General features: G+C 68.8%; 17 protein-coding genes and 1 pseudogene. 7 read left to right on the top strand and 11 right to left on the bottom strand.

The features are described from left to right. Nucleotides 1-680: 680 nt before the first annotated feature. Together AC3WS6_RS02715 and AC3WS6_RS02710 are read right to left on the bottom strand one after the other, a co-directional pair. Nucleotides 681-1472, bottom strand: a complete 792-nt coding sequence (locus AC3WS6_RS02715; RefSeq protein ID WP_492499532.1) for an NAD(P)H-dependent oxidoreductase — start codon at nucleotides 1470-1472, stop codon at nucleotides 681-683. Between the two features lie 13 nt (nucleotides 1473-1485). Beyond that, nucleotides 1486-2868 (bottom strand): MFS transporter, encoded by a 1383-nt coding sequence (locus AC3WS6_RS02710; protein WP_492499531.1) that lies wholly within the window; start codon nucleotides 2866-2868, stop codon nucleotides 1486-1488. A 98-nt stretch (nucleotides 2869-2966) separates the two neighbouring features. On the opposite strand from AC3WS6_RS02710, the gene AC3WS6_RS02705 reads away from it, so the two are divergent. Then, on the top strand, nucleotides 2967-3371 hold the full coding sequence (locus AC3WS6_RS02705; protein ID WP_492499530.1) for a winged helix-turn-helix transcriptional regulator: 405 nt from the start codon (nucleotides 2967-2969) through the stop codon (nucleotides 3369-3371). Nucleotides 3372-3421: 50 nt separating this feature from the next. Next, complete coding sequence (gene argG / locus AC3WS6_RS02700; protein ID WP_492499529.1) at nucleotides 3422-4855, top strand: argininosuccinate synthase; 1434 nt, start codon at nucleotides 3422-3424, stop codon at nucleotides 4853-4855. 73 nt (nucleotides 4856-4928) lie between these two features. Here the strand turns inward: argG and AC3WS6_RS02695 are convergent, their stop codons facing one another. Continuing rightward, complete coding sequence (locus AC3WS6_RS02695) at nucleotides 4929-5558, bottom strand: GntR family transcriptional regulator (RefSeq protein ID WP_492499528.1); 630 nt, start codon at nucleotides 5556-5558, stop codon at nucleotides 4929-4931. 152 nt (nucleotides 5559-5710) lie between these two features. Between AC3WS6_RS02695 and AC3WS6_RS02690 the strand changes: the two genes are divergently transcribed. The 4 genes from AC3WS6_RS02690 to AC3WS6_RS02675 all read left to right on the top strand — a co-directional run bounded on the left by AC3WS6_RS02690 (nucleotide 5711) and on the right by AC3WS6_RS02675 (nucleotide 11711). After that, nucleotides 5711-6328 (top strand): TetR/AcrR family transcriptional regulator, encoded by a 618-nt coding sequence (locus tag AC3WS6_RS02690; RefSeq protein WP_492499527.1) that lies wholly within the window; start codon nucleotides 5711-5713, stop codon nucleotides 6326-6328. Further along, nucleotides 6325-7074: a hypothetical protein gene (locus AC3WS6_RS02685; RefSeq protein ID WP_492499526.1), complete on the top strand. Its 750-nt coding sequence runs from the start codon at nucleotides 6325-6327 to the stop codon at nucleotides 7072-7074. The genes AC3WS6_RS02690 and AC3WS6_RS02685 overlap by 4 nt, the downstream gene beginning before the upstream one ends. Next, the gene (locus AC3WS6_RS02680) at nucleotides 7071-8906 is read left to right on the top strand and encodes a YhgE/Pip family protein (RefSeq protein ID WP_492499525.1); all 1836 of its coding nucleotides are present in this window, start codon (nucleotides 7071-7073) and stop codon (nucleotides 8904-8906) included. Before AC3WS6_RS02685 ends, AC3WS6_RS02680 begins: the two co-directional genes overlap by 4 nt. Nucleotides 8907-9041: 135 nt before the next feature. Continuing rightward, nucleotides 9042-11711 (top strand): penicillin acylase family protein, encoded by a 2670-nt coding sequence (locus AC3WS6_RS02675; protein ID WP_492499524.1) that lies wholly within the window; start codon nucleotides 9042-9044, stop codon nucleotides 11709-11711. A gap of 14 nt (nucleotides 11712-11725) precedes the next feature. Here the strand turns inward: AC3WS6_RS02675 and AC3WS6_RS02670 are convergent, their stop codons facing one another. Next, a complete protein-coding gene (locus AC3WS6_RS02670) occupies nucleotides 11726-13087 on the bottom strand; it encodes an MFS transporter (protein ID WP_492499523.1) in 1362 nt (453 codons plus the stop codon). A gap of 105 nt (nucleotides 13088-13192) precedes the next feature. On the opposite strand from AC3WS6_RS02670, the gene AC3WS6_RS02665 reads away from it, so the two are divergent. Then, nucleotides 13193-13954: an alpha/beta fold hydrolase gene (locus AC3WS6_RS02665; protein WP_492499522.1), complete on the top strand. Its 762-nt coding sequence runs from the start codon at nucleotides 13193-13195 to the stop codon at nucleotides 13952-13954. 167 nt (nucleotides 13955-14121) lie between these two features. Here the strand turns inward: AC3WS6_RS02665 and AC3WS6_RS02660 are convergent, their stop codons facing one another. From AC3WS6_RS02660 to AC3WS6_RS02630, 7 genes and pseudogenes are all read right to left on the bottom strand, one after another. Continuing rightward, the gene (locus AC3WS6_RS02660; protein ID WP_492499521.1) at nucleotides 14122-14937 is read right to left on the bottom strand and encodes a DUF2510 domain-containing protein; all 816 of its coding nucleotides are present in this window, start codon (nucleotides 14935-14937) and stop codon (nucleotides 14122-14124) included. A gap of 17 nt (nucleotides 14938-14954) precedes the next feature. Beyond that, a complete protein-coding gene (gene mnhG / locus AC3WS6_RS02655) occupies nucleotides 14955-15344 on the bottom strand; it encodes a monovalent cation/H(+) antiporter subunit G (protein WP_492499520.1) in 390 nt (129 codons plus the stop codon). Continuing rightward, nucleotides 15341-15610 carry an MrpF/PhaF family protein gene (locus tag AC3WS6_RS02650; RefSeq protein WP_492499519.1) on the bottom strand — a complete coding sequence of 90 codons (270 nt, stop codon included), beginning with the start codon at nucleotides 15608-15610 and terminating at the stop codon, nucleotides 15341-15343. Before AC3WS6_RS02650 ends, mnhG begins: the two co-directional genes overlap by 4 nt. Then, nucleotides 15607-16203: a Na+/H+ antiporter subunit E gene (locus tag AC3WS6_RS02645; protein ID WP_492499517.1), complete on the bottom strand. Its 597-nt coding sequence runs from the start codon at nucleotides 16201-16203 to the stop codon at nucleotides 15607-15609. Before AC3WS6_RS02645 ends, AC3WS6_RS02650 begins: the two co-directional genes overlap by 4 nt. After that, nucleotides 16200-17753 carry a Na+/H+ antiporter subunit D gene (locus AC3WS6_RS02640; protein WP_492499516.1) on the bottom strand — a complete coding sequence of 518 codons (1554 nt, stop codon included), beginning with the start codon at nucleotides 17751-17753 and terminating at the stop codon, nucleotides 16200-16202. Before AC3WS6_RS02640 ends, AC3WS6_RS02645 begins: the two co-directional genes overlap by 4 nt. Before the next feature lie 224 nt (nucleotides 17754-17977). Continuing rightward, nucleotides 17978-18535, bottom strand: a pseudogene (locus AC3WS6_RS02635) (Na(+)/H(+) antiporter subunit C); the annotation flags it as partial. Next, nucleotides 18535-21477, bottom strand: coding sequence for a Na+/H+ antiporter subunit A (locus AC3WS6_RS02630; RefSeq protein WP_492499515.1), 2943 nt, complete (start codon nucleotides 21475-21477; stop codon nucleotides 18535-18537). The pseudogene AC3WS6_RS02635 and the gene AC3WS6_RS02630, both read right to left, overlap by 1 nt. Nucleotides 21478-21557 lie beyond the last annotated feature (80 nt).

Raw genomic sequence — 21557 nt, 5'->3', positions numbered from 1 at the left:
GGCCTCCTCCGGTGCCACTCTGCCACGCAGGGACGCGTCGCGCCCGCATCACTGCCTCACCGGACCGGATGCGTCGGCGGACCGGATGCGTCGGCGTCGGGACCCTCGGCGCCGGGGACCCTCGGCGCCTGGGACCCTCGGCGCCTGGACCCTCGGCGCCTGGACCCGAAATCCGGACAACCGCGCCAGATCCGGAAACCGATGCCCCCGGCATCCGCTTCTCACGCGGTCGACCGCGTCTCGCGCGGTGCCTGGGTCTCGCGTGGTGCGAGGGTCACACGCAGGCGGGTCGAGCGCGGGTGCCGGGTCTCGGGCGAGTGCCGGGCCCGAAATCCGGAGAACCGCGCCAGATCCGGAAACCGATGCCCCCGGCATCCGCTTCTCACGCGGTTGACCGCGTCTCGCGCGGTGCCAGGAACTGGAATCCGGATAACGGCGCCAGATCCGGAAACGGATGCCAGCGGCATCCGCTTCTCGCGCGGCTAACCGGGTCTCACGCGGTGCCAGGTCTGGCGCGGGAACCCGGGACCCGAAATCCGGAGAACCGCGCCAGATCCGGAAACCGATGCCACCGGCATCCGCTTCTCGCGCGGTCGACCGCGTCTCGCGCGGTTCACCGGGTCGCACGCGGGCACCCCGCCGGCACCCGACACCCGACACCCGACACCCGACACCTGCGCTCAGTCGACCGCCACGCGATGGATGCCGAAGTCGGTGCGTCCGGGAAGGAGGTCGGATCGCAGCGCCCTGGTGCCGTGATAGTCGCCGTCGCGCAGTCGGCGATAGCGGTGGCTCGGCGATTCATCGATCACTCCGACGAGCCGCTCGACGAGGCGCGCACTCTCGAGGTCGATGCCGTCGGCATCCAGCCCATCGGCGTCGTGGACGACGTGCAGGTCGAGGGGCTCGATGCCGGTGTACCAGAGCGTTCCATGGGTCAGCGGGAACAGCAGCGAGTCCAGGTCGCCGCTGACGCCGCGTTCTCCGATCGAGCGCTCGTCCTCCCCCGCCGTCACGATCACCAGGGCTCGCCGCCCCGCGAGCGGGCCCTCGCCGTACCGCAGCGGCAGACCGGTCTCGGCATCCGAGGGACCGTAGGCGAAGCCGCTCGTGAGCACCCGATCGAGCCATCCCTTGAGGATCGCGGGCGGTCCGTACCACCACAGCGGGAACTGCAGCACGACGAGGTCGGCGGCCGCGAGCTTGCGCTGCTCTTCGGTCACGTCGTCCGGCAGCTGTCCTGCCGCGTACGCCTCTCCCATCAGGTCGACGACGTTGCCCGCACGCCCGAGGGGCTCGCCCAGATCCGGCGCTGCGAGAACGGGATCGAAGCCCTGCGCGTACAGGTCGGTGACCTCGACATCGTGGTCGCGCGCGAGAGCCTCGACGCCGTCTCGGAACAGTCGCGCGTTGAACGAGCTCGTTTGGGGGTGGGCGTAGATCCAGTGGATCGTCGGGCGGGATGCTGACATGGGTGTCCGTTCTTCAGGGGGCATCGTTGGCCGGGTTCGCGGTGGTGCGCGGCGTCGAGCGTCTCGACAGCGGCACGAGCGCGGCGGCGACGACCACGACCGTCGCGACCAGCAGGGCGACGAGGAAGCCGCGAGACCCGACGATCGAGGCGATCGTGCCGAGCACCGCGATGCCGAGACCGCCGCCGAGGGCGAACCCCACCTCCTGCACCGCGCCCACCTGGCCGGCGTCGTCTTCGGTCGTGACGTCGAAGAGGGTGGTGGCAGCGAGCGTCGCCGCGACTCCGAAGCCCACGCCGACGAGCACGAGAGGGACCGCGACCAGCTCGACGCCCGTCGACAGCCACGCGAGCCCCGCGCCCTGCACGACCAGCGCGAGTACCGTGAGCGTGGGCGAGGTGAGCCAGCGCAGGAACAGCGGTGCGAGCACACCGCCCAGGGCGATGGCCACCGCCTGCGGGAGGATCGCGATGCCGGCTTCGGCCGCGCTGAATCCGCGAGCATCCTGCAGGTGCAGGCTCACCAGGAGCACGGATGCCGTCGACACCCCGCTGCTCGCCACGATGCGCACGATGGCCGGGCTGAAGCCGGGCACCGCGAAGAGTCGCATGTCGATGAGAGGTTCCGTCAATATGCGCTGACGGCGGATGAAGAAGACGAGCGTCGCGACGGCGATGACACCCGCGATGGTCGCTGCGATGGGAGCCGCGAGCACCTCGTGCAGGGCGAAGACGAGAGCCCCCAGCGCGACGATCGACGACACGATGCTGAGCATGTCCCACGACGGGCGACGGGAGCTGCGGGAATCCGGCACGAGCCAGATCGCGAGCGCTCCGGCGACGACCGCGAGGGGCACGCTTCCGAGAAGCAGCCAGCGCCACCCGGGCCCCTCGGTCACCAGCCCGCCGAGTACAGGTCCGAGTGCGCTGCCGGCGCCGAAGGTCGCCGTCCACAGCCCATAGGCGAGCACGCGCTGCCTGGCGTGATAGTGCGCTCCGATCGTCGCGACGACGCCCGCCACCACGAAGGCCTCGGCGACGCCGAGAAGCGCTCGGACGACGATGAGCAGGATCCCGTCCTGAGCGAACCCGCCGACGAGATTGAGCACGGCGAAACCGGCGAGACCACCGAGGACGATGCGCTTGCGACCGAACGCGTCGCCGATCCTCGCGGCGATGATCAGGGTCGCGGCCAGAGACAGCGCGTAGACGTCGACGAGCCACAGCGCGCCGCTGTCCGACAGGACCAGATCTCCGCGTATCGCCGGCAGAGCGGTCGACATGCTGCTGATCGCGAGAGCCCCGATCAGGATGCCGAGAAGCAGCGGGATCATGGCGAGCCACGGATGCAGGGTCGCGCGCGGCCGCGCGGATGCCGTGGAGATCGAGGAGGTCACCGCATCAGTCTCCCGGTCTGAGTACACTTCAGACAAGTACTGTCATCCGGGGTACATAGTGACCGAACGGATACCATGACGACCAGGAGGCGAATCCGATGAGGGAGAAGACCGAGCGGATCATGCGGGAGTGGGGCGACGCGTGCGACGCGGAGATCTCGATCGCGGTGATCGGCGGGGCCTGGAAGCCCAGCATCCTCAGCCTCCTCGGCGAGCACGAGGTGCTGCGATTCGGCGAGCTGAGCCGGCTCCTCGCGGAACCCACCGCGCGCGTGCTCACCCGGCAGCTGCGCGAACTGGAAGACGACGGCCTGCTGATACGAACCGTCTATCGGCAGGTCCCTCCCAAGGTCGAGTACCGGCTGAGCGACCTCGGTCGCGGATCCATGCCGCTCGTCGAGGTGCTCACGACCTGGGGCGCCGGCTACGCAGCTCATCAACGCAGCGAGCTGGCGCGCCTCGACTCCGAGCCCGAGCCCCTCGACTCCGTCGTCGCCCGCTGACGGCCGCCCCCGTCCGAAACAGCCGACACGCCGCCGATAGACTGGGAAGCATGTCCAAGGTCCTCCAGTCACTTCCCGTCGGCGAGCGCGTCGGCATCGCCTTCTCCGGAGGACTCGACACCTCCGTCGCCGTCGCGTGGATGCGCGACAAGGGTGCCGTCCCCTTCACGTACACCGGTGATCTCGGACAGTACGACGAAGACGACATCGAGTCGATCCCGGGCCGTGCGCTCGAGTACGGCGCCGAAGCCTCGCGCCTGGTCGACTGCAAGACCGCCCTGGTCGAAGAGGGACTCGTCGCCCTCTCGTGCGGCGCCTTCCACATCCGCTCCGGCGGACGCACGTACTTCAACACCACGCCCCTCGGCCGCGCCGTCACCGGCACGCTGCTGGTGCGCGCCATGAAGGAAGACGGCGTCGACATCTGGGGCGACGGCTCGACCTACAAGGGCAACGACATCGAGCGGTTCTACCGCTACGGACTGCTCGCCAACCCGCGCCTGCGTGTCTACAAGCCGTGGCTCGACGCCGACTTCGTCACCGAGCTCGGCGGCCGCAAGGAGATGAGCGAATGGCTCGTCGCCCACGACTTCCCCTACCGCGACTCGGTCGAGAAGGCGTACTCCACCGACGCCAACATCTGGGGCGCCACGCATGAGGCCAAGACGCTCGAGCACCTCGACGTCTCGCTCGAGACCGTCGACCCCATCATGGGCGTGAAGTTCTGGGACCCGTCGGTCGCGATCGAGACCGAAGACGTCTCCGTCACGTTCGAGGCCGGCCGCCCGGTCGCCATCAACGGTGTCGAGTACACCGACCCGGTGGCCCTGGTCATGGAGGCGAACACGATCGGCGGACGCCACGGCCTCGGCATGAGCGACCAGATCGAGAACCGCATCATCGAGGCGAAGTCGCGCGGCATCTACGAGGCGCCGGCCATGGCGCTGCTCTTCATCGCCTACGAGCGCCTCGTCAACGGCATCCTGAACGAAGACACCCTCGCGACGTACCACGAGCAGGGTCGCCGACTCGGTCGCCTGATGTACGAGGGCCGCTGGCTCGAGCCGCAGTCGCTCATGCTGCGCGAGTCGATCCAGCGCTGGGTCGGCCTGACGATCTCGGGCACGGTCACGATCCGCCTGCGCCGCGGCGACGACTGGACGATCCTCGACACCACCTCGCCGAACCTGTCGTACGGCCCCGAGAAGCTCTCGATGGAGCGCGTCGGCGACGCCGCGTTCGGCCCGGTCGACCGCATCGGACAGCTCACGATGCGCAACCTCGACATCGCGGACTCGCGTTCGCGTCTCGAGCAGTATGCGGGTCTCGGCCTCATCGGCGGCGCGACGGGCGAGCTCGTCGGACGCGTCACGGCCGGCGAGTCGGGCGAGATCACGGGATCCGTCGAAGAGGTCGACGAGAACTTCGCCGACGCGGTCGACACCGCATCCGAGGGTGCGGCCTTCGACTCCGGCACCGACTGACACGCGAACGGGTCCGCCCGATCGCCGAGCCGCCTCGCGGCGGTCGGCGGTCGGCGTCCGGCGGTCGGCGGCGTCAATCGATCAGATAGGCCGCCCGCACGCTGCGCTCGGCGGCGTCACCGTCTGCGGCTCGCAGGGCGGCACTGAGGCGACCGAGCGATCGCGCGACCTGTTCCGACAGCTCCGCGTCGATGACCCACGCCCCCAGGGCCCGGGTCATCGCGAACGACGTCTCACGCAGCATCATCCGGTGCACGTCGTTCAGCGAGTGCGCCGCGAGATGCGCATACAGCTCGGTGGACGCACGGGCCCGGCGCTCGGAGTCTGCGTCGGCGGCGGCGATCTCGTCGACCCTGTCTGCAGCCTCTGATCGAGCCTCCTCCGTGAACCGCGCGGCTGCCATCCTCACCAGCGAGGACAGCTGATGGCCGACGTACTCGCGCCAGTGCGAGATGTCTTCGGGGGTGAGTGAGGTCACGCGCGTGAACCGGCTCGGAGCGAACTCGATCATGCCGATCCGCTCCAGACGCTGCAGCGCCTCGCGAACGGGGGTGCGGGAGACCCCGAGCGCCGCGGCGAGGGCGTTGTCGCTGATCGAGTCGCCGGGAGCCAGCTCCCCGTCGACGATCTGCTGCCCCACGTGCTGGAACACGATGCCCGCGAGCGACGGCGGCGGGGTCTTCTGCAAGCTCTGGAACCTCATTGACTGCGTCCCCTTCTGAAACGTCTCGAGCGCAGATGCTCGTCCACCCATCAAGACCCCTGCCGAACCGATATATGACGCGGCGGATGCAAGAAATCAGGCGATCTCGATTTATCTTGCACACTAGTGTGCACATTACGTATGATGTATGCATGACAACCCGTGCACCGCGCCGCGACTCCGTCGAGAATCGCGCCGGCATCCTCGACGCGGCCCGCGCGACTCTGGCCGCCGACCCCCGCGCCTCGATCGACGTCATCGCACGCAGCGCAGGTCTTTCCCGTCGCACTCTCTACGGGCACTTCGACGACCGCGATGCGCTGATCCGCGAACTCATCGTGAGCGGCGCGCAGCGGTTCAATGCGATCGCCGAGTCGGTCACCGACGCCGACTCACGAATGGCCCTCGCCCGCCTCGCCGCCCGCCTCTGGCAGGAGGCCGCGCACGTGCAGGTCGCGGCGGCGATCGCGCTCGACGAAGCGCATGTCGAGCACACGGCCGACGCGCTCGCTCCTCTGCGCCGCAGCGTGGCCGCCCTCGTGCGTCGCGGACAGGACGACGGCAGCTTCCGCACCGATCTCGCGGCGCCCACCCTCGCGCGTCTCATCGAGGAGGTCGCACGCACCGTGGTCTCGCGCACCGACGCGTCGAGCACGGGAGCCGCGAACCTCGCGGTGCGCACCCTGCTCAGCGTCGCAGGACTCTCGTGGCGCGAGGCCGACGCCCTGCTCGCCGACAACCCCGAGCTGATCGAGGAGGTCAGCGAATGAAGATCACCCTGCACGAGGTCAGCAAGGGCAAGGGCGGCCAGGCGCTGCCGACCATGAGCCTCGAGTTCCACACCGGCGCCGTACGCTTCGCGATCGCCGAGACCGAGCAGCGCCCCACCGTGCTCGGCCTCGTCGCGAGCGGGCGCATGAAGCCCGACACAGGACGCGTGACGATCGACGGCACGCAGGACAACCGGATGCTGCGCCGCACCGTCGCACTCGTCGATGCGCCCGACGTCAGCGATCCGCATCCCGACATCACCCTCGCCGGGGTCGTGGGCGAGGAGCTCATGTTCGCGGGCGTCGGCGCCACGCCTCTGCATGCACGTCGGTGGCTCGGCCGGCTCGGGTTCGGTGAGCTCGCCGGCGTGCCGATCGGCAACGTCGATCCGGCCGCGCGCGTGCGCATCATGTGCGAGCTGGCCATCCTGCGCGAGGGAACACAGGCCGTGGTGCTGGTCGCCCCCGATCGCCACGGAGGCAGTCCCGACGGCTGGTGGCGCATCGCGTCGGAGTTCGCCGACCGGGGCTACGCCATGCTCGTCATCGTCGGCGGGTCGGCCGCAGTCGCCCTCGAGCGCATGCACGAGCTCGAGGCGATCAACGCCTCGGGCCCGATCGAACCGCTCGTGCTGGCCCAATCCGACCCGGCGCCGGACCCCGATCCCGACCACGACCCGGACCCGGAAGCCGATTCGGACGAAACGCCCGACACGGACGAGACAGAGAACGGAGCCGACCGATGAAGGTTCCCGCGATGATCGCCGCCGAGCTGCGGCGCCTCACCGCCAGCAAGATGGGCGTGATCGCGCTCATCGCGCTGGTGTGCGTCCCGATCCTCTACGGCGGCCTGTACCTGTGGGCCAACCAAGACCCGTACGCCAAGTTCCCCGAGGTGCCGGTCGCCCTGGTCGTCGACGATCAGGGCGCGCCCGAACCCACCACGGGCGCCGAGGCCCCGACCGGCGAGACCGTGAACTACGGCGAAGATGTGGCCGACAACCTGATCGAGGGCAACGCCTTCGACTGGCAGCGCATGAGCGTCGACGAGGCAGCGGATGCTCTGCGCCAGGGCACCGTCGACTTCACGGTGACGATTCCCGCAGACTTCTCGACGGCGCTCACCTCGGCCGCAGGCGATGATCCGCACCAGGCACGCATCGAACTCGAGACCAACGACGCGAACAACTACCTCGCCTCTTCGATGGGCACGCAGGCAGTCGAGAAGATCCGCAGCTCCGTCGCGCAGACCGTGGGAACGCAGGCGGCGGAACGTCTGCTCACCGGCCTCAGCGATGTGCGCGACAAGCTGATCGAGGCCACCGACGGTGCGACACAGCTCACCGACGGAGCGAACACCGCCTCGTCGGGCAGCACGACGCTCGCCGACGGCACCGCACAGCTGGCCGCCGGCACCGCGCAGCTCGTCGAGGGCGCGAACACGCTCGCCTCCGGCGCGCAGCAGGTGAGCGACGGCAACAGACAGCTCGCCGATGTCGCGGATCGCGCGGGGTCGGTCGTGCAGGAGGCGACGGATGCTCTGCCGCAGGTGCGCACAGACATCTCGTCCGTGCTCACCGAGCGCGGGCTCACGCCCGAGCAGATCGACGAGGTGCTCGCGACGCTGGACCCCCTCGCCACCCGTCTGCAGAACGGCAACGCCACGGTGCAGGAAGCGGTGGGCAAGGTCGACCAGCTCGCCGACGGCGCCGCCGCCCTGGCATCCGGGGCCTCGCAACTGGCATCCGGTGCGGGCGCGGTCGCGGCGGGTGCGGCCTCGGCGAACGACGGCGCAGCGCAGCTGCGCGACGGCCTCGGCACACTCGCCAGCGGCACCGCCGAACTGCGCGACGGCCTGTCGAACGGCGTCACCGCGATCCCGGAATCCACTCCCGAGCTCCGCTCCCAGCAGGCCGACACGATCGCCGACCCCGTCAAGGTCTCGAGCGACAAGGTCGCGTCGGCAGAGGACTACGGAGCAGGGCTCGCCCCGTTCTTCGCCGCGCTGTCGGCCTGGATCGGCATCTACGCGCTGTTTCTCATCGTGAAGCCGATCTCGCGACGCGCCGTGACGGCCTTGCACTCGCCGATCCGGGTCACGCTCGCGGGCTGGTTGACGCCTGCAATGCTGGGCGCCGTGCAGATGCTGGGGCTCATGGGCATCCTCGCCATCACGCTGGGCTTCACCTTCGACAACCCGGTCGGCACCCTCGGTGTGATGATCGTGGCTTCCGCGACGTTCGCAGCGATCATCCTCGCTCTCAACGTGTGGCTGGGCTCGGTCGGGCAGTTCCTCGGACTCGTGCTCATGGTGCTGCAGCTGGTGACGGCAGGAGGCACGTTCCCCTGGCAGACGCTGCCGGCACCGCTCGCAGCCCTGCATCACGTGCTGCCGCTGGGCTACGTCGTCGATGCGATGCGGCAGCTGATGTACGGCGGCGATCTGTCTCGTGCGGGCTGGGACCTTGCCGTGTTGGGCATGTGGCTCATCGGCGCATTGACACTCGCGGCCATCGGCGTGACGCGCATGACGCATCGACGCACTCTGCGCGATCTGCAGCCGAGCCTGATCGGGTGACCCGGCGGGCGGCACCCCGCACGCGGGGTCCCGCCTGTCGTTCGCTGTGGATAGGATGCCTGGAGTGCAGTCGTGACACGCACTCTGGGCCCCTCTGGGACTGGGTCCCACTCCTCCACTCCGAAAGAGTTCTCGATGAAGAATGCCGATTCGACGAGGATCGTCGACGCTCCGCGCCCGTCGACGCGCGATTCACCGCAGCGCTCGCTCGCAGCCCGCATCGGCCGCATCGCGTTCCTCGTCGTCGCGGCCCTGGTCGTGGTGGCTGTCGCCGCCGCCTTCTTCGTGACCTGGACCATTCAGCGCTCGTTCCCGCAGACCGATGGAGAGATCGCTCTCGACGGTCTTCAGAGCACGGTCTCCGTGCAGCGCGATGCGCTCGGAGTCCCGACCATCACGGCCGATTCGACCGACGACCTCTTCTACGCCCAGGGCTTCGTGCACGCTCAGGACCGCTTCTTCGAGATGGACTTCCGCAGGCACGTGACATCGGGTCGTGTCGCCGAGATGTTCGGCGAGTCCCAGGCGGGCACCGATGCGTTCCTGCGCACTCTCGGCTGGCGCACGGTCGCCGAGGCCGAGGTCGCGGCGATGGACGAGGTGGCGCTCGGGTACTACGAGGCTTACGCCGCGGGCGTCAACGCCTATCTGTCGTCGCGGTCGGCGGCCGAGCTCTCGCTCGAGTATGCCGTTCTCGGCATGCAGAACGCCGACTACTCTCCCGAGCCGTGGGAGCCGGCCGATTCGGTCGCCTGGCTGAAGGCCATGGCCTGGGATCTGCGCACGAACATCGAAGACGAGACCGAGCGTGCCCTCCTGGCCGCGCAGCTCGCCGAGGGGTCGGATGCCGCCCAGACGCGAGCGACGCTCGACGAGCTGTACCCCGGGTACCCCTTCGACGAGAATCCGGTCATCGTGCCCGAGATCTCCACCGTCCCGGCCGCCGGAACGGCCGAGCCCGTAGCGTTCACGCCCGACGACGAGGGCACCGAGATGCAGCACGCGGTCACCACGATCGACTGGCAGGAGGCATCCGGGGTCATCGAGGCTGCCAGCCTGCTGATCGGCGACGTGGGCGAGGGGATCGGCTCGAACTCGTGGGTGGTGTCGGGAGATCTCACGGAGACCGGCGCACCCCTGCTCGCCAACGACCCGCACCTCGGTGCGTCGCTCCCCTCGGTCTGGTACCAGGTGCAGCTGAAGTGCTCCGAGGTCACCGCCGAGTGCCCGTTCGACGTGGGAGGCTTCTCGTTCTCGGGCCTGCCCGGAATCGTGATCGGCCACAACCAGCAGGTGGCGTGGGGATTCACCAACCTCACGACCGATGTCACCGACCTCTACGTCGAGCGCATCGAAGGAGACCAGTACTGGCGCGACGGTGCGCTGGTGCCGCTCGAGACGAGCACCGAGACCATCAAGGTCGCCGGCGGTGACGACATCGAGCTCACGATCAGATCGACCGTGCACGGGCCCATCATCTCGGGCCTCACCGACGACTTCACCGCGATCGCCGAAGACCCCGAGCCGGGCCTCGCCGCGGGAGGTGCGGGCGGCGCACCGGTCGGCGGCGAGACGTCGGAGTACGCGCTGAGCCTGCGGTGGACCGCGCTCGACCCCGGCACGAGTGCCACCGCGATCTTCGCGCTGTCCACCGCACAGGACTTCGACGACTTCCGCCTGGCCGCCTCGCTGTTCGACGTGCCTGCACAGAACCTGATCTACGCCGACGTCGAGGGCAACATCGGGTACCAGGCGCCGGGCCGTCTCCCCGTGCGCGGAGCCGGAGACGGATGGCTGCCGCAGCCCGGCTGGGACAGCACGTACGACTGGACCGGTTTCATCCCGTTCGAGGAGCTGCCGGTGTCGTACAACCCCGCCTCGGGATACATCGTGACCGCGAACAATGCGATCGTGACCGACGACTACGGCTACTTCCTGACGAAGGACTGGGACCACGGCTATCGTGCTGCGCGCATCGTCGACCTGATCGAACGACGGGCCGCCGTCGCACCGCTGACCGCGCAGGACATGCGCGACATCCAGATGGACAGCGAGATGTGGATCGGGAAGCGACTCACGACTGTCCTCGACGGCGTGCAGGTGGACGGGGCCGGAGTCGAGGAGGCCATCGACCTGCTGCGCACGTGGGACGCCCAGAACGCGCCGTCATCGGCACCGGCCGCGTATGCGAACGTGCTGTGGTCGAACCTCGTGCAGAACCTCTTCGCCGAGCGCGACGAACCACTGCCCATCGACGGCCAGGGACGGCTCTTCACCGTCGTGTCGGCGTTGCTCGAGGATCCCTCGAATCGCCTGTGGGCGAATCCGAAGCTCGGCGTCACGAGCATGGACGGCATGCTCGCTCTCTCGGCCGAAGAGGCGTACGACGAGCTGTCGGCAGTGCAGGGCACGAACGTCGACGCGTGGAGGTGGGGCGACCTGCACGCGATCACCCTCACGAGCGACACGTTCGGCTCGTCGGGGATCGCTCCGGTCGAAGCACTGTTCAACCGCGGACCGTATGCGGTCGGCGGCGGCGCCTCGGTCGTCAACGCGACCGGCTGGCAGCTGGGAACCTCGTATGCGACGACCACCGTGCCGTCGATGCGCATGGTGGTCGATCTGGCCGACTTCGACGACTCGAGCTGGATCCACCTCACGGGCGCCTCGGGCCACGCGTTCCACGAGCACTACACCGACCAGACCGCCGATTGGGCGGCCGGCGTGCAGCGTCCGTGGGCCTCGTCGGCGAAGGCCGTCGACGCCGCGACCCGGGAGACGCTGCTGCTCACGCCGGCCGGATAGCCCGGCAGCTCCGTTCAGGCGATGAGAGGCGCGGATGCTGCCGCCGCACGACGTGCGATGACCCAGATACCCGCAGCCGCGGCGAGGAAGATCGCGGCGAGCATCATCCATCCGGCGAATCCGAAGGTGATGGCCGTGGCATTCACGACGATCGGCGATGCGAGCGCGCCGAGCGAGAAGCCCATGCCGAACACGCCCTGATAGGCACCGGCGCGCACCTGATCGGCGAGCTCGAAGCTGAGCCCCCACGCTCCCGCCTGCGACAGGATCTCGGCGAACGTGTGCGCCACCATGGCCAGCACCAGCACGATGATCGCCGCCCAGGCCGGGAGACCGGCCGCCAGCGCGTAGATCAGGCAGGCGGCGACCATCAGCCATCCCGCGATCATCGTGACCCGGCCGGCGACGCGGAGCTCGTGAGTGCCGCGCGAGGCTCGCACCTGGAACAACACGACCAGCGTGGTGTTCACGATCAGCAGCAGCGCCACCGTGACCTCGGGCGCATTCGTGTTCTGGGTCACCCAGAGCGGCATGCCCAGCTCGGCCACCCCGAACTGCATCCCGAAGACCGCCGACAGCACCGTCAGGAGCAGGTATCGCGGATCCCGCCAGGGTGAACGTCGGTTCCAGTCCTGGCGCTCCGAAAGGGCGGCCGCGGCTGCATCCGTGTCGATCGATCCCGTCTCGGTGCGCAGGTGCCCGATGCGCGCGCGGGCCGGGGCATCGACCGCCGCCGTGAGCCGGAGCAGAGGCAGAGAGCCCAGCGCGCAGACGATGCCGGCGCTCGCGATCACGACGCGGTACGCCTCAGGAGTGCCGAGCGCGAGCGCGATGGCGCCGAAGCCCGAGCCCGCGGCGATCGAGAGATTCGTGACGGTACGCAGCACCGCGCGCGCATGCACGCGCCTGTCGGCCGCGAAGCCCCGCGCGATGATCGCGGAGCGCGCCGAGTGCCCGACCGAGTCGAAGAAGCCGCCGAGGCTCGCGAGCACGAGTGCCGAGGTGAAGTCGCCCGCGAAGGCGTATGCCGCCAGCAGGAGTCCCCCGAGCAGTTCGAACGAGAAGGCGAGGCGTCGGGCGCTCCACCTGTCGGCGAGCCAGCCGCCGAGGAACGAGGCCACGACGCCGCATCCGCTCGACACAGCGAGCACGACGGCCGCCTGAGCCGCCGACAATCCGATGATCTGGGTGAAGAACAGCACTGTGACGGCGAGGAAGACCCCACGGCCCACGCGCGACACCGCCGTCGCGGTGAAGAGCGCCCGCAGCACCGGATCGCTGAGGCCCGCCCGTAGGCGAGCGAGGAACCGCGGCTTCACATCTCGCGTGCCGTCTCCCGGCGCGGTCTGATCGGCGTCGGGGTCGTGCGAGGTCACCCTTCATCCTCGCACGCGATGCGAGGCCGAATTCTCGGCGTATCGGCATGCGGATCGCGTCGCCGGGGATTCGGCAGGGGGCCGCCACTCCGTTAGCGTGGGTAGGTGGCCTCCAGTTACCTCGCTCCCAAGGGCACCCCCGTCACGCTGCTGGAGTTCGAGCACGCGGGGGCGACTCTGATCGCGGAGTCGTTCGGCGAGGGGCCGCCCACCTTCCTGCTGCTGCACGGCATCGGAATGGGCCGCAGCGTGTACCTCGACGTGGTGCAGCGGTTGCGGGGCCGCGTCGTCGCGCTGGATCTTCCCGGCTTCGGCGAGGCTCCCGAACCGACCCGCACCCTCACGATGGAACGTCACGCCGACCTCGTCGCCGCTTACCTGCGGCACACAGGTGAAGGCCCGGTCGTCGTGATCGGGCACTCGATGGGCAGCCAGATCGCGGCCGAGCTCGCCGCCCGGCATCCGTCGCTCGTCGAAGCCGTCGTGCTCGCAGGACCGACCGTGAACAAGGCGGCGCGCAACGTCGCGGCCCAGGCCAGCTACCTGCTGACCGACCTCGTCGGCGAGCGGCCGCTCGTGATCTGGCGTGGAGCGCGTGAGTATCTGCGCGGCGGCCCGCACCTGATCCGCAAGATCAAGGCCACGATCGCCCACCAGCCCGAGAAGGCCTTCGCCCGCATCGACTGCCCCGTGCTGGTGCTGCGCGGCGCGAGTGATCCGCTCGCTCCGATGAGCTGGTGCCGCGAGATCATCGACGAGATCCCCGGCGCCGACCTGCGGGTGATCCCCGACCACGGCCACGGCACGCTGATCAGCGACTCCGCCCCCGCGGCGGCGCTGATCCAGGACTTCGCCGACCGCCTCTGACGCGCACTCCCGTCGGTCGCCGCGCTCAGATCCGGTCAACCACGCGAGATGCCGCTCCCAGACCTCGCCCAGATCCGGTCAACCGCGCGAGGTGCGGACGGATGCTGCACCAGCGTCCGCATCCGGAGCGGTCAACCGGATCTCGCGCGGTCCGTACCTTCCGGGCTTCAGCGCAGCGGAGGCGGAGTGCGCGGCAGGAGCATCGCGTTCCGGCGAGACCGCGTGATCAGAAGGGTGAAGGCCGCGAGACCGCCGAAGATCAGGGCGATGATGATGCCGAGCACGAGCACGAATCCGGTCCACGGACTCTGCGCCACGATGCCGCCGACCACCGCGAAGACCAGTGCCAACGCAGCGATCGCCGCGACGACCCAGCCGAGGATCATCGACACGAGGTAACCGCGCGGACCCGCGTGTCCCGGTCGCGCGCCATGCTTCGTGCCGATGTACCAGGTCCATCGCGCGCCGGTCCACCATCGCGTGACCTGCGAGGTCATCGGATACCATCCGGCGTCTGGGCCCTCGACGAGATCGGGCAGCGGCTGCACCGCGGCGTCGACGAACGGCGCGGACTGCGGTGCGGGCAATCTGCTCACGCTCCGCGAATACCAGGCGCCGACGATCCAGAGCACGGCGACCGCGAGCAGCAGCACGGGGAGAATGAAGTTGGCCGGGCTCTGAGTGATCACCGCGGCGGAGAGCTGCAGCATGGCGAGCACGAAGAAGAAGATGCCGAGGAAGAACCCCATCGACTGCGGCTCCACGGCGAGCAGGTCGGGTCTCGGCTTGCCGTCGCGCACGCGGAACGGCGCCCACATCACTCCATCCCACCAGCGGATGTCGTCTGTTCCCGGCACCGGATACCACCCCATCGGCGGGGTCGCCGTCGGCGTCGGACGCTCCTGCGGACCCCACTGGGTTCCGTCCCACCAGCGCTGCCGCCCCGGCGTGCCTGCGTCGTACCATCCCTGCGGTGCTGACATCTCTGCGCGTCCCCTTCTCAGCCTGCGGCGGGTGGCGTCTGCTTCGACTCCGCGAGCTCATCGACGATCAGGCTCCGCTCGTCGGTCGTCCCGTTGCGATACGCCTGACGCCCGACGATGTGCGCCGACAGCGGTGCGGTCGCGAACTGCATGAGGACGACGGGTGCGACGATGGCGAGTCCGAAGAGGATGCCGCCGACGGTGCGCTGCGCGAGCGCGATGGCGAGACAGATGAAGACGAGGCCGAGAACCTGAGGCTTGGTCGCGGCGTGCAGGCGAGACGGCACATCGCGGAACCGCAGGAGTCCGACCGCAGCAGACAGGCAGAGCAGCGCGCCGAGCAGGATCAGTACCAGCACCGCGACGTCGACGACACCGTCGGGAATGGTCAGGCCGAACACGTTCATGGCGTCGTGTTGTCCCTTCTCGCGACGAACCGGGCGACCGAGATCGATCCGAAGACTCCCACCGCGGCGATGATCAGCATGACCGGGATGCTGCGGGTGTGGCCGTTGATGGCCATCTCGGCTCCCAGCACGCACATCACCTCGGTGAGGAGCACATCCGACGCGACGGCGCGGTCGAGGATCGACGGCCCTTTCACGATACGGATGATCGTGAGGATCGCGGCGATGCCGAAGACCACCATGATCACGAGCAGCAGGATGTTCACCGCACACCGCCCTTCGTCGCGGCCCCGCGCTCTGCACGCTGATCCGCCTTGAGTGCACGGTACTGCGCTGGGGCGCCGAGCGCACGGACGACCCGGCGCTCCCAGCGCAGCACGTTCTCGCGCTGCGCCTCGACGTCGGCCAAGGTGCGCACCCCGATCACATGCAGATAGAGCACCTGGCGGTCGCGGTCGGCTTCGACGATCAGCGAGCCGGGCACGAGGGAGGAGACGACCGAGACGTGGGTCATGATGAGGTCGTCGCCGTACTTCAACGGCACCGCGATGATCGCCGCACCCGGTTGGCTGCGGAAGTCGAAGACCTGCGCCGTGACCGAGATGGCTCCGCGCAGCATCGCGAAGAGGAACTGCACCACGAACAGCGCCGCGTACCAGATGTTGATGCGGCCGGAGAGCTCGACGGTGGGCAGTCGGAAGACGCGCGTGACGAAGACCGCGACCACGAGGCCCGAGATGAACGCCAGCACCGTGAACTGTCCCCACAGCAGCATCCAGAGCACCACGAGCCATGCCAGGAACGGCAGCTGCACGCGGATGTCGCGCCAGAAGTGACGCCCGGTCTCGGAGGGGCTCATCCGTCGACCTCGTCTTCCAGCTGCACGAGCGTGACCGGGTCGAGAAGTGCCGCGCCGATGCGGTCGCACAGGGCGTAGAGCGGACCGGCGAACACGGTGAGGGCGACCGTGACGGCGACCATCCCCGCCGTGGCGACGGTCATGATGCGGGGGATCCGGCGACGCTCCTGCTGCTCATCGGCGGCCGGCGCGTTGCCGAGGTACGAGATGCGCCCCTCGGTCTCGCTCGAGTCGTCCTCCTCGCGCCAGAAGGCGAGGTTCCAGGCGCGCATCAGGGCGTAGAGCGTGAGGAGCGAGGTGACGATGCCACCGAAGATCAGCACGATCATGAGGGGCGTTCCCACGGATGCCGCGGCCTCGAACAGCGCGAACTTTCCGATGAATCCGGAGAACGGCGGGAGTCCGCCCAGGTTGATCGCGGGGATGAAGTAGAGCACCGCGATCACGGGGGCGACTTTCAGCAGTCCCTTCACCCGCAGGATCGACGTGCTTCCCGCTCTGCGCTCGATGAGTCCGACCGCGAGGAACAGCGTCGTCTGCACGACGATGTGGTGCACGATGTAATACACCGTCGCGCCGATGGCCGCCGGAGTGGCTATCGCGAGGCCGAAGATCATGTATCCGACGTGACTCACGAGCGTGAACGACAGGATCCGCTTCAGCTCGGCCTGCGCCACGGCGCCGAGAACTCCCACGATCATGGTCGCCAACGCGATGATCAGCAGCACGGTGTCGATGCTGTTCTCGGCGAACAGCTGCGTCTCGGTGCGGATCAGCGCGTAGACGCCGACCTTGGTCAACAGACCCGCGAAGACCGCCGTGACGGGAGCGGGCGCGGTCGGGTACGAGTCGGGAAGCCAGAACGACACCGGGAAGATCGCGGCCTTGATGCCGAACGCGATCACGAGCATGAGGTGCAGCACGAGCTGCGTCTCTTGCGGCAGCTCGGTCATGCGCTCGGCGATCTGCGCCATGTTCACGGTGCCGAGTGCGCCGTAGATCATCGCGATCGAGGCGAGGAAGAGGATCGACGAGACGAGCGACACGACGATGTACACCGCGCCGGTGCGGATGCGGGATTCGGTGCTGCCGAGCGTTATCAGCACATACGACGCCACGAGCAGGATCTCGAATCCGACGTACAGGTTGAAGAGGTCGCCCGCGATGAACGCGTTGAAGATCCCGGCGGCGAGGATCAGGTACGAAGGGTTGAAGATCGAGATCGGCGTCTCGTCGGTGCCGTCGGCAGCGCCCTGGCCGATCGAGAAGAGCAGCACGGCGAGCAGCACGATGCTCGAGATGAGCACGAGCAGGGCAGCCAGCCGGTCGACGTAGAGCACGATGCCGAACGGTACGGGCCACCCGCCCACCGAGACGGCGAGCGGCTCGCCGGCGTCGACGACGACCAGCAGCACGGCCGCGATCACCGAGACGACCGCGAGCGTCGCCACCGTGACGAAGGCCTGCAGCCGCGGATTGCGCCCGAAGATCAGGGTCACCGCAGCGCCGAGCAGCGGCAGGGCCACGAGCAGGGGAACCAGTGCGCTCATCGGCGGTCCTCCCCCTCGTCGGTGTGCTCGGGTGCACTGTCATCGGATGCCGTGTCGGCCGCCGTGTCTCGGGCGGCGTCTGCGGCGTCGGTCTCATGAGCGTCCGACGCGTGCGTGTCGGCATCCGTGCGGAAGTCGTCGGACGGCGCGGAATCGCTCGATTCGCCGTCGGCATCGGGAGGGGCGGATTCGCCCGCGAGCACGGCGGAGCGCTCATCGGCATCCGCATTCTCGTCCGCGTCCTCGGCAGCATCCGCGCCCGGTCGCGCGTTCCAGGATGCGGTGGGCCGATCGGTCGGAGCATCGTCGTTGATGGCCGCGTGATCGCGCATGTGGAGCACGGTGATGGGTGCCGTCTGCACGCCGACGAAGTCGGTGGTGGCGTCGTCGTCGGCGGCGTCGGCCTCGTCGTCCATGAGGTCCTCGTCGGCATCGGTGCGCTCGCGGAGCGCGATGTCGGCCTCGTCGTCCTCGACGGTGTCGGCCTGGCCCAGCTGCCAGGAGCGGTAGATCAGTGCGAGCAGGAACGCCGAGACGGCGAACGTGATGACGATCGCGGTCAGGGTGAGCGCTTGGGGCAGCGGGTCGCTGAGTTCGCCCTCGGTGCCGTAGAACGGCGCGTTGCCCGGCACTCCCATCACGATGAGGAGCAGCAGGTTCGTGGCGTTCCCCAGCAGCAGGAAGCCGATGAGCACGCGGGTCAGGCTGCGCTCGAGCATCGCGTAGACGCCGCAGCCGAACAGCACCGCCATGATCACGATCAGAGTGAGCGAGACATCCATCAGAGGGTCACCCCCCGCTCACGGAACTCCTGCGCCTGGCGATCGACCTCGGCACCGAGGCTGCGCAGCACGTCGAGCACAAGCCCGATCACGACCAGGTAGACGCCGACGTCGAAGATCGTCGAGGTGACGAACTCCATGTGTCCGATGCCGGGGATCTCCCACTCCCAGAAGTTGCTGGTGAGCGGAGCCATGCCGAAGAACAGCGGCACGACGGCCGTGCCGACCGCGAGGATCAGACCGGCGCCGAGAAGTCGTCCGGCATCCGTGGGCGCCGCCGCGCCGAGCTCCCAGCGCCCGCCGGCGACGTAGCGCATGACGAGGGCCATGCCCGCCACGAGACCTCCGGCGAAGCCTCCGCCCGGCAGGTTGTGGCCGGAGAAGAGCAGGAAGATCGACACCACGATGATCGTGTGGAAGAGCACGCGGACGATCACCTCGAGCAGGATCGACCTGTTCTCGGGCTTCATCTTCGGACCCCCGACGAGCCAGGCGCGGGGGCTGCTCTCGTTCGCGTCGGTCTGGAAGCGCACGCCCTCGGTGGTCTCGACCAGGGGTCGGCTCAGCGTGCGACGACGTCGCGCCTTGGGCAGCGTCTTCGTGGCCGAGAGCATGTCGGCGCGGTGCGTCACGAAGACGAGCGACGCGACACCGGTGGCGGCGAGCACGAGCACCGAGAGCTCGCCCATCGTGTCCCAGCCACGCAGGTCGACCAGTGCCACGTTGACGACGTTCTTGCCGTGGCCGATCTCGTAGGCGAGCTTCGGGAACAGGGCGGAGATCGGATCCGCGACGCGGGACTGGGTCGCCACGATCGCGACGAGTGCCATGGTGAGGCCCACACCGAGCCCGAGCAGAGCACGGGGAATGCGACCGACCGAGGCGTTGTGCTCGCCCATGCGCGCGGGCAGTCGACGCAGCACGAGCGCGAACGTCACCATGGTGACCGTCTCGACCAGGATCTGGGTGAGGGCGAGGTCTGGCGCGCCGCTCGTGGCGAAGAGCACCACCATGCCGAGGCCGGTGATCGACACGAGCACGACGCCCGTGTACCTCTTCTGCGCACGCACCGCGAGCACGCCTGCGACCGCCATCAGCGGTGCGACGACGATCTGCACGGGCGTGTGCCACGCCGAGAGCTGATACCTGTCGATGTCGCTCGCGAGCAGCGCCGTGATCTCGGCCGCGACGAACACCACGAAGATCGTGCCGACGTAGACGGGCAGCGAACCGCGCTGGGTCAGGGTCGTGCTGAGCACCGAGAGACGGTCGACGCCGCGCACGACGAGGTAGTAGACGTCGGCCGCCGTGAACGGGATCATGCGCGCCTTGCGATCCCAGCCGGTGCGGATCGTGAGGAGGAACAGCCCGGCGCCGAGCAGGATCGTGAGGATCGAGATTCCCAGCGCCGGCTCGAGTCCGTGCCAGAGCGCGAGATGACCGGGCCCTTCGGCTGCGACGCCCTCGGCATCCAGACCGGGGGTCGCCGTGAGCGCGTAGCCCTGCAGCGCCTTGTCGAGGGCGGGGGCGCCGATCCCGGCTGCGAGTGTGAGGCCGGCCAGAATGATCGGCGCCGAGAGGAAGCCGACCGGCGGGTCGGGCCAGGCGGTGTCCGGCAGACGATCGCCCATCGCGTCGCGCTTGGTCCAGAACGCACCCCAGAGGAAGCGGATGCCATATGCCGCGGTGAGCATAGACCCGAGGCTCACGCCGATGATGGCCACGAGACCCCAGGGCGATCCATGCAGCGCATCGTCGAGAAGCGCCGTGAGGGTCGATTCCTTCGCCACGAACCCGAGGGTCGGCGCGACGCCGGCCATCGAGGCGATGGAGATGAACGCAGCGGTGGCCATGACCGGTGCCTGACGCCCGACCCCGCTCAACTCGGTGATGTCACGCGTCGACAGCTGACGGTCGATCACGCCGACGATGAGGAACAGCGCCGACTTGAACAGGGCGTGTCCGATGACCAGCGCCACACCCGCCAACGCCGTGGCCTGTGTGCCGTAGCCCACGACGATCGAGAAGAAGCCGAGCTGGCTGACCGTGCCGAACGCCAGGATGCGCTTGAGGTCGGTCTCGCGCAGTGCCTGAATGCCGCCGAGCAGCATGGTGATCACGCCGACCGTGATGATGATCGGACGCCACGGCCCGGTGAAGGCGAAGATCGGGGCGAAGCGGGCGATGAGGTAGATGCCCGCCTTGACCATGGCGGCAGCGTGCAGGTAGGCGCTCACCGGGGTGGGCGCAGCCATGGCACCGGGCAGCCAGAAGTGGAAGGGGAACAGAGCCGACTTGCTGATGGCGCCGATCAGCAGCATGACGACCGCGGCATCGACGATCGCACCGGTCGGCGCGATCTCGAGGATCTCGCGGATGCTCGACGTGCCCGCGTCGACCACCAGCAGCACGACGCCGACGAACATGACGAGCCCGCCGAGAGTCGTCACGAGCAGTGCTTGAAGGGCGGCTCGACGGCTGGCGGCACGCCGCCGGTAGTGGCCGATGAGGAGGTACGAGAGGATGCTCGTCACCTCCCAGAACATGACGAGCATCACCAGGTCGTCGGTGAGGACGAGGCCGTACATCGCACCCGCGAACCCGAGCAGCACGGCGGCGAACTGGCCGATGCCCGCCGAGTCATCGTGGAAGTACCAGCGGCAGTAGAGCAGCACGAGCGCCCCGACGCCCGTGACGATCAGCGTCAGCACCCACCCCAGCACGTCCATGTGCATCGAGAGGTTGAGACCGAGCTGCGGGATCCACTCCACCGAGACGAACGGTGCAGGCCCGTCGAGCACCTGGGGTGTGAGCACCAGAGCGTGGATGAATGCCGCTGCGGGAATGAGAGCGGCGATCGCGAATGCCTGAGACCCCAGCCAGCGCACCAGAACGGGCATCAGGATGGACCCGAGGAGGAACACGGCGAGGAGCGTCAGCATATACGCGGCTCCTCAGGGCTCGTCGGCCGGGGGGGTCGGCGCAGGCGGGCGGGCAGGTGTCTCAGACCAGTTTACCCGCC

The sequence above is a fragment of the Microbacterium sp. EB106-03-03-XG65 genome (assembly GCF_058791955.1).
The sequence above is the reverse complement of the archived record's forward strand: the minus strand, read 5'-3'. Positions and strand labels throughout refer to the sequence as shown.